11 protein-coding genes are annotated in these 13,482 nt (G+C 41.8%); all 11 read right to left on the bottom strand.

Annotation, left to right across the window (positions count from 1 at the left end; all coding sequences use genetic code 11):
• Positions 1 to 27: 27 nt before the first annotated feature.
• On the bottom strand, positions 28 to 1,164 hold the full coding sequence (locus tag C7Y66_RS13140) for an endo-1,4-beta-xylanase (protein WP_106545922.1): 1,137 nt from the start codon (positions 1,162 to 1,164) through the stop codon (positions 28 to 30).
• Positions 1,161 to 1,919 carry a WecB/TagA/CpsF family glycosyltransferase gene (locus tag C7Y66_RS13135; protein ID WP_106545921.1) on the bottom strand — a complete coding sequence of 253 codons (759 nt, stop codon included), beginning with the start codon at positions 1,917 to 1,919 and terminating at the stop codon, positions 1,161 to 1,163. The genes C7Y66_RS13140 and C7Y66_RS13135 overlap by 4 nt, the downstream gene beginning before the upstream one ends.
• Positions 1,916 to 3,124 (bottom strand): glycosyltransferase, encoded by a 1,209-nt coding sequence (locus C7Y66_RS13130; protein ID WP_106545920.1) that lies wholly within the window; start codon positions 3,122 to 3,124, stop codon positions 1,916 to 1,918. The genes C7Y66_RS13135 and C7Y66_RS13130 overlap by 4 nt, the downstream gene beginning before the upstream one ends.
• Positions 3,125 to 3,212: 88 nt before the next feature.
• The gene (locus C7Y66_RS13125) at positions 3,213 to 3,485 is read right to left on the bottom strand and encodes a Mo-dependent nitrogenase C-terminal domain-containing protein (protein WP_106168782.1); all 273 of its coding nucleotides are present in this window, start codon (positions 3,483 to 3,485) and stop codon (positions 3,213 to 3,215) included.
• A 364-nt stretch (positions 3,486 to 3,849) separates the two neighbouring features.
• Complete coding sequence (locus C7Y66_RS13120; RefSeq protein ID WP_106545919.1) at positions 3,850 to 5,031, bottom strand: glycosyltransferase; 1,182 nt, start codon at positions 5,029 to 5,031, stop codon at positions 3,850 to 3,852.
• Between the two features lie 14 nt (positions 5,032 to 5,045).
• A complete protein-coding gene (locus C7Y66_RS13115) occupies positions 5,046 to 6,317 on the bottom strand; it encodes an O-antigen ligase (RefSeq protein ID WP_106545918.1) in 1,272 nt (423 codons plus the stop codon).
• Between the two features lie 260 nt (positions 6,318 to 6,577).
• A complete protein-coding gene (locus tag C7Y66_RS13110; RefSeq protein ID WP_106545917.1) occupies positions 6,578 to 7,531 on the bottom strand; it encodes a glycosyltransferase family 2 protein in 954 nt (317 codons plus the stop codon).
• Positions 7,528 to 8,997 carry an MOP flippase family protein gene (locus tag C7Y66_RS13105; RefSeq protein WP_106545916.1) on the bottom strand — a complete coding sequence of 490 codons (1,470 nt, stop codon included), beginning with the start codon at positions 8,995 to 8,997 and terminating at the stop codon, positions 7,528 to 7,530. Before C7Y66_RS13105 ends, C7Y66_RS13110 begins: the two co-directional genes overlap by 4 nt.
• Before the next feature lie 12 nt (positions 8,998 to 9,009).
• Entirely contained in the window at positions 9,010 to 10,071 is a 1,062-nt protein-coding gene (locus C7Y66_RS13100; RefSeq protein ID WP_106545915.1) for a hypothetical protein, read from the bottom strand.
• Between the two features lie 29 nt (positions 10,072 to 10,100).
• A complete protein-coding gene (locus C7Y66_RS13095) occupies positions 10,101 to 10,865 on the bottom strand; it encodes an aspartate/glutamate racemase family protein (protein WP_106545914.1) in 765 nt (254 codons plus the stop codon).
• A gap of 103 nt (positions 10,866 to 10,968) precedes the next feature.
• Positions 10,969 to 13,287 (bottom strand): polysaccharide biosynthesis tyrosine autokinase, encoded by a 2,319-nt coding sequence (locus tag C7Y66_RS13090; protein WP_106545913.1) that lies wholly within the window; start codon positions 13,285 to 13,287, stop codon positions 10,969 to 10,971.
• Positions 13,288 to 13,482 lie beyond the last annotated feature (195 nt).

Genomic DNA, 13,482 nt, shown 5'->3' with positions numbered 1-13,482 from the left:
CCAACTGTAATTGAGAATGAGACCCTGCTATAAAGGTGTCGCTTGCTTAAAAGCACGGGCGATCGCCTTCCACGCCTCCTTGCGTCTCATGTTTGCATCAAGTGGTAAGGGACGTACCGCTCCCCCATCTCGGCGTGCTTGCTTCTGGGACAGCCAAGTGTAGCGATCGCTCAGTCCCCAAGTGATGACGGCAATGACCGCTGGCTCATCTAATACCACGGACAGATAATCTTGATAAACTCCGGCAACTAGGCGATCGCGGAGATGAATATCTGATGGCAGGTGTTTGTCTGTCACATCCAGTTCGGTAATTAGAATTTTCAGACCGAGACTTGCAACATCCTTCAGAAAAGCCCTTAATTGACTAGGGTTAAAGCGAGTCTCTCCCCCCCATAAGTGAGCTTGAATACCAAGAGCCTGCACGGGAGTTCCCTGAGATCTCAAACGCTCTAGTAACTTTAAAACAGCAGTTCTCTTTGCTTCATCTTTAGGTGTGTCATACTCCATACCATAATCGTTGTAAACTAGCAATGCCTGCGGGTCTGCTGCGAAGGCGGCGCGAAATGCTATGTCGAGATAATCGGAACCCAAAAACCTCAACCACGGCGTAATTCGCAAACTATCAGACCGTCCATCCTCGGGAAAAACTGCCTCGTTGACCACATCCCAGGAATGCATCTGTCCGGCATAATGCCCAGCAACTTTTGTGATGTGTTCCAGCATTATCTGTCTGGCATTCCGATGGTTGACCGTCGATTTAAACCATGATGGTAATCGGGCGTGCCATAACAAGGTGTGTCCGCGAAAAAGTAGATTGTGAGTTTTGGCAAACTGAGCTAGGCGATCGCTGCGCGTAAAGTCAAAACGGTTTGGACTAGGGCGAAGACTTTTCCACTTCAATTCGTCTTCTGGCACGAGCATGGCACACTCTCGAACAAAGCTGCTGGCAAATTGCGGATTGGATGACAGCATGTATTCTTGCGTAGCGGCTCCATAGACTAATCCCTTCGCTGCTGCCCATTCGCGTAAAGAAGCATTCTCGATCGCCGCGTCTGTATCTGCCGCTAATATCTGCCGATCGTACCCAGACTGAGCTTGACTAGCGCCAGCACCTACACCTGCTAAAGCACCCAAACCTAACAAAAACCTACGTCTCCCAGTCATCGTTCTTTAACTAATAACTCGGTGGCTAATAGCCTCAAGATCAACAAAGGCTCAATTGAGTAGCGCCGCCAGAGCCGTTGCGGTTCAGCCAGCAAACGAAACAGCCACTCTAGACCGAATTGTCCCGCCCATCTAGGGGGAGTTGGTACGGCTCCTGCTACGTAGTCCATAGCAGCTCCAGCAGTCAAAATCGCATTGGCAGACAGTCGATCGAGGTTATCTAGTATCCAGTGTTCTTGTCGAGGCATACCCATACCCAACATCAGTACGTGCGGTTGGTAAGCGGCGATCGCGTCCAAAACGGCTCGGTTTTCTGAACTGCTCGGATGCACGTCAAAATAACCGTGAGCTGTAGCTAATTGCAAGCCAGGAAATCGCTGTCGTAGTATACTAGCACCCCGCTCGACGACTCCTGGTTTACCTCCCAAATAAAATATGCGCCAACCTTGCTGCGCGGCTACCGCCATCAAATGATCTGTCCAGTCTACATATGTAACTCGATGCTCTCGTCTAAGAGGCAAGCCCAGCAACCGCCCCAGCAAAATTAGAGACATACCATCAGCATGTATGTAGTCAGCGCGATCGTAGAAGGCACGCATCTTTGGGTCTTTGTGGTAGATGCAAAGACTGTGTAAATTGTGATTGGCAATAATCCATCGTTCGTCACGCTTAACAGCCTCGGCAATGAGGCGATTGAGATCCGAGATTGTCAATGCATTCACCCACACTCCAAGCAGGTAATAGGACTGCTTCATTGTTCCCTATCCCTAAAGATTTGCTCAACTGTTTCAATTAATGTCCGAACGCGGGCAGTCCAACTGTGGTAAGTGAGGATCTCTTGTCGAGCTAGCTCTCCCATGTTTGGTAACGCTACCCGCGACTCATAAGCTCTGACCAATGCCGATTTAAGCGCCTGTTTATCGCCAGAAGGAAACAAAAATCCAGTTTTCCCATCTCGCAGCGCGAACTTAGCATCCTCAAAAGCCGAAGCTAAAACTGGTTTGCCCATCGCCATGTACTCATAGATTTTGAGCGGCGAATGATACATTGTACCGATTTGCATTTTGACATGACCGGAATATCCTAAGTCAAATCCGGCGATATAATCGGGTACTTCGTCCCAGGAAACTTGACCGACAAACTCGACCCGGTTTGATAAACCCAAACTACGAGCTTTAGATTCCCACTCCTGTCGCATCTGACCGTCTCCTACAACGACCAGAGACAGATCGAAGCCATCTGTTTGCAAGTCGTTAAGGACTTCTAGCAAATCGTCTAAACCCTGCCAAGGGTAAAGATTACCGACAAATCCAATTGTGAAGTTATCGAATATGCGTTTGGGATGACGACCCTCGGAGTCAAAAACACTAGTATCTACGCCGTTGGGTAAGACAATGACTTTCTCTGGTGAGATCTCTGCTTCTCGAACAATAATTTCTTTGAGTGCTTGGGTAACGCAGACCAGCAGATCGCACTCTCGGTAGGCTTGAATTTCTAATTGACGTTCGAGATCGCTTAAAACAACATTCTTGCGCTCTGCTTTTGTCTCATAGAATAAAGGGGAATTAGTTTCTAAAATCCAGGGAATACCGTGCTGCTTGAAGATCCAACCTAGAGACTGCAACGCAGCACGACGCTCGTAAACCAAATCTACCTTTTGAGCTAATTCTTGCCAAGCTCGTCTTGCATTGAGGTTACTCATGTACAAGCGGATTAAATCCGATCCAAGAGTCCGAACAAATCCTGCTGTTACGGCGCGCTCCGAGCCTTTTGTCACCCAACTACGCGGGACGCGATCGCCTACAATAAAAGGATGAACTTGCCATTGGAGAGCTGCAAAAGCTCTCATCACTCCCAACATATGCGATCGCGGTCCGCCTGCTTCAGCGTCAGGACGAGTAGAGGCTCGTGGGGCAGCAGATAAGTAGCCAAGCCTGCATATCACACTTTTGTGTTCCATATTTACAGTTCTAAAACACTGTCATTAGTCCTTAAATTCTGCAAAAATTGCAATGACTGCTTAACTAATTTTTTGACAGCGTTAAGTACTAGCAATATATTGCTATATCCTCTCCGCATTCGTCCGCTAGATAGCATAGGGCTTTAAAGCGAAGATTTACCACTTGCTCGTAAAAAGGATTTAACTTGCATAGGGGCGGAATATGAACTAGGATGCGATTGAAGAACTTGATTTCGCGCTCAAACGGACAACTGGATGGAATTGCCTTACACAATAAATGGGCTTTTTTAGAGTCACGAATCTCAATTCCATCCAACCAAGAGCAAACTAGTTCTTTTAGATTGATAAGTTTCATCATCATTTTCACTCCTTGTTATCTGTAGCACTTGCGATCGATGCATAAGATTTGGAAGTTGTAAGTCGTAAGTTGTCATTACGAAATCACAAACGAGTAATGACATTCATTTTGCGTGTTGTACAGTTCGATCGGAATGCTATAGATGGTTAATACTAGTGTTTAGCAATTTAAGCTTTAGGGAAAGGTGGGCAATGCCCACCCTACTACATGGTGGGAAGAGTGTTACATCCAACTCGATGTTTTTCGGTGAAAATAAACTGGCAAACCTGATAGTAAATCTCAGAAGCTGTTATCTTCAACCTTGATGTTTAATTTACAACAACAAAAGTGTCAAACTAGGAACAAAAAGGTAACAAATTGGGAAAAGTTAGGATTGCGAGATTGAGTTATGAACTATTTGTGTCCTTACCTTGGGTCGCAAAGTAGTGTAGTAAATATCTTCCAAAATACTAGTTTGACTGCGAAGATTAAATCGGGTGCGGACTCGTTCTTGACCGTTTTGGCTAAGTTGCTGCCATAAGGTTCGGTCGTTAAGTAAGAGCAAAATATATTCAGCTAGTGTCCTCCAATCTCGTTCTCTAGCCAGGAAACCTGTCTGACCGTGTAATATAGCATCAGGGATACCAGAATGCATCGAACTGACAACTGGCAAACCCATTGCTTGAGCTTCGATGAGAACAATAGGAAGCCCCTCTGAGTCTCCTGTAGCAGCCGTTACGCTTGGTGCAGCCAGCAAAAGCGCCTGATTCATCCAGTTTTTTACGACTTGTGGCGGTTGCGTTCCGAGAAAACGGTAGTGACGCAGTTTTATCGCTGCCATGTTTTCTAAATCAACCCTTAACGGTCCATCACCAATTATCACCAGTTCCACATCTGGCATTACTGCTTGTACTTGATTCATAGCTTGAATCAGATATTTACACCCTTTCTTCTCAGCTAGCCGTCCCACAAACAGCACGATTGGACGACGTTGCACGGATGGATCGGGTTGAAAAGTTTCTGTATCGACACCAATATGATGTACAACTACTTTATTTGACGGAAAATCCTGCTCTAGTAACTTCTGCTTAATAGACTCAGAAACCGCAATAAATAGCCGTGCCTTCTGCTTTAGTAGCTCTCGACGACGCAGATAAACGCGGTGACTCCAGAAGGAGGCTTTTGCATACTTATCGTGCATAGTAGCGTCATAACCGTGGAACGTAACTACGAGCGGGACTTGTAAACATTGCGCTAGTGGCAAAGCGATCGCCCCATCTGGGGCAAAATGAGCGTGAATCAGTGCGGGATGAAGTCGCTGTAAAGATCGCACAAAATCGACAGATGTTTTCCCCCATAACTTATAAGACAGCTCATTTGTCAAGCCTAACAATCCACCTTGGTTGAGGGCGATCCGGCGCTCTTGAGGAAGTTGCAAACCTTGTACGAGACGAGAGCCTACGTAATAAGGAATAAAATCCCGTAAGGCTTCTGCTTGTTTTTGCACAAAGGTTTCTGAGGCTGGCAGGAGATTATTTCTATAAATTAGGACGACGGGTTTGTGAAGCATATTTGATTGTTTTCCTATGCTGAAAATTTCCGAGTTGCAGGCGGTTTAGCTGGCTGAGGCTGAATCGTCATTGAGAAAACCGTGGAAACATAAAAAATCCAAAAAATATTGTTTTGCTGCAAGATAATGCTGTCGGTCATGTTATACGGCAACAAGAATGTTAAAAATGCTAATGGAAACATTCCTGTGGCAGTTTGGTTAGTACGCGCCCAGATTAGCGATCGCCCAAAGTAAATCGAGAATCCCAAGACGAATACTGCAATACCTAGTAAGCCTAAATCGAGTCCTAATTGTAAATAACCATTGTGAGCGTATGTAGGTTCCCAAATCAGTACGTTCCATACCCTTCCAGATTCGCCCTGCCAACCCAGCCAGAAGGCACTGTATCCATAACCCAACCAGGGAGATTTTTGGATTGCTTGCAGCAAAACAGACCACAATTCTGTGCGTCCGGTAAAAGTTAAATCCCGTCCGGTAGCAGCGAGAATTGCTTCCACTTGACTCAAAAGCCATAGAACCATAGCTGCGCCAAGCGTCATTGTCATGACAACACAATGCATGAATAGAGGATTGCGCCACCGCCACAGGCTGTAGAGTGGGAATAGAGCGAGAACAATTAGGGAAGACAAAAGGGGTGTTGCTGACGTTGACAGCAGCATTAAGGCAACCGAAAGTGCAAAACCAGTCCATGCAATCCATCGATATCTGTAGCTATAAAGAGCAAAAAGCGAGAACAACACCACGCTTAAACCCATAGCTCGACCCAAGGCATTTTTATGCACGAAGATTCCTCGCCAAGCGCCGATGTGTCCCCCTTCCTGGTGAACTCCGTAAGCTGGCAGGGCGATCGCAAACAGAAAACTGAGTACTATTGCTATACCTAGAGTCCACGCGAGCAACTGCAATTGCTGTTTTAAACTGTAGCGCGTCGCTAAGTACACCCCAAATAAAGTTGTCATGACGAGTGCTACACTACGGCGAAGAGTGACTATTGGTGCAACAGACCAAAGCACGGAGAAAAGCGCGATCGCGACTAGCAGGATTAATAGCTTTTCCTTAAGTACGAGTTGCATAACACTTTTCCACCGCAGCAGAATCAGGAAGAAGGTGACTGCATAGACCCCAAATAAAAAAATTTGCATGACTGGATCGCCTTCAGTCGCATCAAGTACAAATCCTTCTTGACGGCGGAAAAGCGAAATCAAAGCATCTGAGAAAAGTAGTAGAGCTAAAACTACAAATCCTTTTTCAAATAAGTTTTTCTGGATGGCAATCTGTAGTTTCATCTTCTATTGAGTTGAGTTTAATTGATGTTTATTTCTTACAGATTTGTAGTTAAAAATATAGAAGTTAAACGTTTGAAGTTTCAGATCTCGATCCCCCCCTAACCCCCCTTAAAAAAGGGGGGAACTAATACCCCCTTTTGAAGGGGGTTGGGGGATCGACTGCCAAGCAACTGCAACAAAAAGGGGGGAACTAATGCCCCCTTGTTAAGGGGGTTGGGGGATCGACTACCAAGCGACTGCAACAACGAACACATGAATTATTATCGCTCCCAAATTTTTAAACTATAGTAAACTGCTCTTAAACTAATTCCCAGCCTTTCTAGAATTGAAATTGAAGCCAGATATTTTTTGACAAGTTCTTTAGCTGATGCTTCCACTCCGCCAGTGCGCCAGTAAATGCTAAGTCCTTTGGCGAAAGATTTATTAGTAAACTTTGCTAATTCTGGAAATCTAACTCTCATCCAGTTAGCCATAATTAAAATCGATCTTGCCATATATTGTTGTCGATCGCTCCTAGCAGTGTAAGCGTTACAATCGTGTACTCTTTGAATAGTTAGCTCTCGATCTAAGAAAAAACCTGGACTTAACGCGATCGCCGAAAATTTCAAGCAGCGGTCAGCTGAGGTTTTATGAGTTTTATACTGAGGCAAGGGAAAAATTTGCTGGAGCAGAGAACGTGTAAAGCACAAACCAGAGGTCGGAGGTATAATAAAATCTACTTTTCCTTGTTCGAGCATTGACGCTCTAAAATCGCATTTTTGCGATCGCGACTGCTTTGTTTCCTCTGTGATAGTTACATATACATTGTCATGGCATATTCGTTTTAGCAACTTACCCGTTTTCATATCCATTACCTTAATGCTATGAAAACACCAACCGATATCTGGGTTATTTTTAAATACATTGACAACTTCTGAAACTTTTTCTAATAGAGCCAGATCGTCGGCATCAAGGAAACAAATAATATCACCTTTAGCTATGTTAAATCCGACGTTCAATGCTGATGACTGACCTTCATTCTCTTTCAAAACTGGAATGACTCGATCTTGATAACGAGCGATGACTTCGCGAGAATCATCGATAGAACCATCATCAACTACAATAACTTCCAGATGAGAATAAGTTTGATTTAAAGCACTTTCAATTGCTTTGTCAACGTAACAACCATAGTTGCAATTATTGATAATTATACTAACTAAAGGTCGATCGTTCATATCTCATTACCTTCTCTGTCAGAGCGAATCAGCTGACGCATGAAACTCAGAATGTGCCAAAATAACTTTGGAGCGAGTATGAAAATTGTTAGAGCATAAAAAACAGCACCGATTAGCGTATAGATCGCTAGTGAGGCTGGTAGAGAGAGCAAACTAGGCAAAAAATATTTGGCTGCCAAAATAGCACTTACCATAACCGAGGTTGCCGCGATCGCGATCGCATATTGACGTAGATAGGAGATCGGTTGTAAAGGAATTAATTTACGCACTACATATATAGAAATTGGAAAAGTCAAATAGCTACCAATGACATAAGCTAATGCAACAGCTACAACTCCCCAACGAGTTACTAATATAAAACCTAAAATATTAACTACAGCAGTCAGACAGTTTACCCCCAATTTCCAAGCTGGTTTACCTTTAGCCATCATTACAGTGGAATTGAAGTTAAACATCGAGTGGAGAATGCCAACAAATGCTAATACTTGCATAATTGGAATACTCGATCGCCACTGACTGCCAAATAATATCTGTACGACTTCAGGCGCTAACACAGCCATACCGATAAAGGTTGGAAAAGCGACGAGACTTGTTAGTTGCGTCACAGTGTAGAACGCACGTTGCAATCGTTCGGGTTCTGCTTGCAGTTTAGAAAAAGTAGGTAATGCAACTTGGTTAGTGACGGTAATTAGTAATTGCGTCATGACCAATAACACTCGATAGGCAATGGTGTAATACCCTAGTGCTACAGGACCGAGAAAATATCCGATTAAAAAATCGTCAGTGCGGCGATTAAAGAAATTGATTGCGTTTAATCCGATCGCATTAATACCAAAAGCAAACAATTCCTGGAAGTGTTTTACAGAAATACAAAATCTTGGTCGCCAGCCACTAGCACTCCATAAAACCACAGCTCCTACTAAAGCACCCACTAACTTTTGACCGACAAGGCTCCAAACACCAAAGCCAGCAACCGCCATAGTAATGCCAATCGTACCAGCGCCTAGAGTTGCCAAGAGCGATCGCGCTGCGACAAACTTAAAAGCCAATTCGCGATGAAAAATTGCTTGCTGTACGCAACCGAAGGAGTTCAACAAAAAACTCAGCGACAGCCATTGCAAGATTGGTGCTAGTTGTTGACGGTTGAATAAATTAGCAATTGGTTTAGCAAAAATGATGCTGCATATAGTTAGTAATATACCAACTGTCAAGTTTGCCCAAAAAGCAGAATCTAGATGCTCTGGCTCTAATTGCTGGCGTTGAACGATCGCCTGAGATAATCCTTGGTCGAGAAAGATTTCCATCAAAGCGATAAAAACGCTAGCTAAAGCAACCAGACCAAATTCTTCTGGTTTAAGTAAGCGAGCTAGGAGAGAAAATACAGCAAAGGAGATTGTCTGACTACCCCAGTGCTGAATCACAGACCAAACTACACCTTTGACTACTTTTTGCCGGATGTCCATCATAGGATACCCTAGTTACAATTTTGATGGATTTAACAGTGCTGTTTTAAAGGCTTGAGCTAGCTTTTGCAGAGCAATTAGGCGATCGCTGGGAGACAGAAAACATTTCTGCTTATCGAGAGGTAGATCGAGAGGATTGTAAATCATAGTGGCAGAGGGAGTATTATTAGCATCAACAATGTACAATCGTCGATCTCTTCTATCTCTGAGTATGTCTAATTCGCCATAATCTAGACCTAATTTTTGGCAAAAACATAAAATTTTACTCATTTCTACTTCAGAAAAAATGTCTTGAGCCTCCGCTAACCGTACCGAAATTAGGTGAGCAAAAGATCTACCAAAGCGATGTTCGACTGGGAAGTATTTTAAATAAACAAAGGGAATTATATATTTAAATACCGGAACTCTTAGTAGTAGTACTTTGCCGTCTTCTACTTCATTATCGATGAGTTTGTTATAAACAATACCTGGTTCTACTGCGTCAATCGGACAAGAAATTATCTTGCCGTCGTGCTGACCGTTTAGGTCGGACTTCATCACGCATTGTCCGGTATATGTCAGCGGATCTACAGTGACGCTGTAACCAAACACAGTGTGAAATACTCGATCTACATATGTTTTGCTAATATTTTCGCAGTTTATATTGACAATGCTAAGAATTGGATTTTGAACTGATAATCGAAATAGTACGTAATCCTTTGGGGAAAAAGTTGCATCTTTCCACTTAATGCATAGATCGAAAGCTGCTTCGGGGTTATTAGTGACGTTATAACCTAGAAAGAGGCAGATATAGTAAATTGCCCCAGAAGTAGGAAACTCTGGGTAGAACAAGATTGTTTTTCTATTAGCAATTAACTTTTTAGTTGTTGCTACTTGATTTCGGAAAAAATTTGATAGCTGCCGATCTATTACGGTAGAAAGATTATACTTGTACGTTCTATATAAATGAAGTAAGGGAAAAGGTATGTATGTTTGTAGTATTTTGGCGATCGCTGGGATTGATTTGAACCCAAACAAGCGTAGTAGAGCAAAAGCTGCCTTCGCATACTTACCCTGTGATTTATGTATTTGTGACATATTGACCGTCCAATAAAAACTGGTTTTGGTTAACGCTCATTGAAGGAATAAATAGGCGATCGCCTTCTCGAATCGATAGTTGTAAAATCTGCATCGTGTGGTTGTAAATCGATGAATCTTCTTAAATTTGTTGCTATAATTAAGAGCGGATCTACGACGCGATAATATCGAGCATTATGTTGGATAAGGTACTTTGCAAGCAAGTGAAATTCAGTGCATCCGGCAATAAAAGAATTTACTTCATATTTATTTAGTAATGTATTGAGGAAAACCAAAGCAGATTTCTGAATACCTTCTTTTTTTATTTGATAAATCAGATTATGAATCTGTTTATGCTCTGCTTGCGGAACAATTATGTATGGTTCAGCCCATTTCCACAATCTATGTTGTTGAAAAATACATGTATTCAGCGTTCCTTGCGTACAGAGTAAAAGTTGATGTTCTTGCCTATTTAAGACTTCTTCTAGAATTAAATCGACCAAAGACACGATCTTCTCTCTCAAAATTGATGGAACCTTGGGAAGAAAATAATGTATAGTTATACAAGGGATGACAATCTTATCAACACCCAATAAATAAAGTGTTTCTAGAACTGTAATTAGATCGTTAAGTAATAAATCATCTAAGCCATTAGCGATCGCTTCTGTGCGATCGGGAATTGTCGGATCGGAGTAAAGAAAACATGCAGGCATTTCTTGTTCTCTATCAGCAAGATTAAACTCATAGATTGTTTTTAAAAACTCCGCAGACGCAAGAGGACCCATTCCCCCCAATATTCCTAAAACTTTTTTCATACGCTCCTCAACTTTTTTCTAAGGTTCAACAATTTTGCTTGTTTTACTAGTTGGCAATGATTTTTGCGATCGAGTACTTAGTCTTCCAAAACTTTGTCAATCCTCATGTAGAATTATGAGTATAGCCATTGTATTTAAAAGGATTTTTTTTAGAGGATATGTTATTGTTTTTTAAATTCATTTTTCTGAAAGAGACTAAGGAATGATTGAATTTTTCTTCTTTACTCCAATTATTAATGACTAAACCCAGAGGTTTTTGAATAGAACGCTCTAATAACTCCTTAGCAGCATCAGCACTGACGTAGTTAAGTAATCCAGGTCGTGCTACAAATAAAACGCCATCACTCATATGACTCAAAGTGAGAGCATCAGCCGCATAGCTGAAAGCAGGCGCATCGATAATTACAAAATCGTAGCGAGCAGCAAAATAATCAATTAATAAAGCCATCCGTGGAGAGTCTAGCAGAGCTATAGGTTTAGGAGGTATGACTCCAGCGGTCAAAATATCTAAATTAGCCACATCAGACTTTTCTATGACCTCAAATCCAGCTTGACCGCTTAGAATATTGCTTAAACCAGATGTATTAGATAATCTCCAAATTTGGTGCTGTATTGGATGGTGCATATTTGCATCTACTAGCAGAACTTTACGTCCTATTTCTGCCATGGTTGCGGCTAAATTAGCTGAAATTGTAGATTTACCTTCTCTAGAGATAGAGCTTGTTACCACAATTGTTTTGAAGGCTTTATTGGAATTTTTCAAACTACTGATAAAAGTTCCGAGACTGAGAGATGGCTTAATTTTCCTTTTTGCGTGAGTGGCTTGAATCGATATACTATCTGCTGGATGTAATAGATGAAAGAATTTTAGATTAGCCTGAAGGATATTGAATGCCTCACTGATAGAAGAATCAGGCATTTCTCTTACAAAAACTGGTGGAATATTTTGCTGTTCATCCTGACGATGACTATTAACTTTTTGCCCAAACTGAGGAATATCACCTACTACTGCGTAGCCAAAAATTTTTTTGACTTCTTGAAGCGATTTAATAGATTTGTCCGTTATTTCTAAAATTAGAACGGCGATTGTAGAAAGAAAAATTCCTGATAAAATTCCTAAAATGACGATCGAAGCTGGTTTGCGAATAGAAGCTTTTGTAGGAACTAAGGCGTTTTCAATTATAGTAGCATTACCTGTGTTTTGGTTTTCTGCCAACCGCACTTCTTGAAATTTCTGCAATAAGGTTTGGTAAGTAGACTGAGCTGCTGCTAGTCTTCGCTGTAGCTCTCGCTGTTCCTGTTCTAATTTGGGTAGAGTCGTGAGTCGTTTTTTAAAGCTAGATTGAGCTTTAGATAATGAAGTCAAACGACTATGTATAGCCAAGCGCGTTCCTTCCGTAGCAGCAAAATCTTCAATCAGTTTTTGTTGACTTTCTCCAATTTGTAAACTCCGATTGGATATTTGCGTATGAGTCCCAAGCGCTTGTTGAACGCGATCGTGTAATAATGAATTGAGGCTATCTCTTTGATGCTTTAGATTGATAATCGTAGGATTATTATCTGAGAAGCGATTTTGTTGGACTACTATTTGGCTTTCTACTTGTTGTAATTCTTCCAGAACTTTTTGCACCCCTAAAGACTGATTGAGAGAGTTTATAGCTAAGGCATCCTTTGAAGTCATACCTACTTTCTGTTGAAGATTTACCGACCGAGTAGTAGCATCAGCAAGGTCAGCTTCAGTTTGTTTGATTTTGTTTTCTAACTCCTCAATAATTTTGACTGCCGATTTAGCTTCCTCATCCAAAGCTACGACTTGATTTTTTTCCTTAAATTGGCGCAAAGCTGCTTCTACCTGGCGGACACTAGCTTCAGCTATAGGTAATTGCTTGGCAATAAATTTATTCGCCGTAACAGCTTCAGTACGATTAGTAAGTAAATTTCTAGAGATGTAAAGGTTCATGAGTTTGTTGACTACTACCGCAGCTTGTGTAGAATCATGACTCTTATAAGAAATTACTAACACATCTGTTGCTCCAATATTTTTTACATCGAGCTGTTGTTTGATAATTGTTTGTGGGTCTAGAAAAGTGCCATTTTGGTCTTTTAAGTTAAGGGTACTAATCGTCTGTTGTACCAGAGGAATAGAACGAATAATCTCTATTTCTGTATTGAGAGGACTGCTCTTTGCTGCTAGAGGAGGATCTAATTCTTCAAATTGTTGACCTACTCCTGTTAGAGAAGGAGTACGGCTAACTTTTAATAGTAGTTTTCCTTGAGCTTCGTATTCAGGTTGTTGCAAACATGCTACTAAGGTTGCAAGGACAGAAACTAATCCAAAAGTAGCTACAGCAGGTAACCAATTGCGTTTTAGGCTCTCCCAATACTTTTGCAAATCTAAATTAAGATGTTCTTGATATTCCATAAGATCTTTTTAATACACGAGCGATAAGTATGTTTCAGTAAGCTCCTGTTTTCTGAGCTACAGTCACAATCGTTTTTAGCAAAATCTGTAAATCCAACCACAAAGACCAGTTTTCTATATCAATACATCGGACAGAATCAGGCGGCGATAGTGCCGTAGGAACGTAGACTTTGGTAGTTGGGATGAGATTTAATC

This window comes from Chroococcidiopsis sp. CCALA 051 (assembly GCF_003015105.1).
GTDB classification, from domain to species: domain Bacteria; phylum Cyanobacteriota; class Cyanobacteriia; order Cyanobacteriales; family Chroococcidiopsidaceae; genus Chroococcidiopsis; species Chroococcidiopsis thermalis.
Note: the sequence above shows the minus strand (reverse complement) of the source record. Positions and strands in the feature narration are given on the sequence as shown.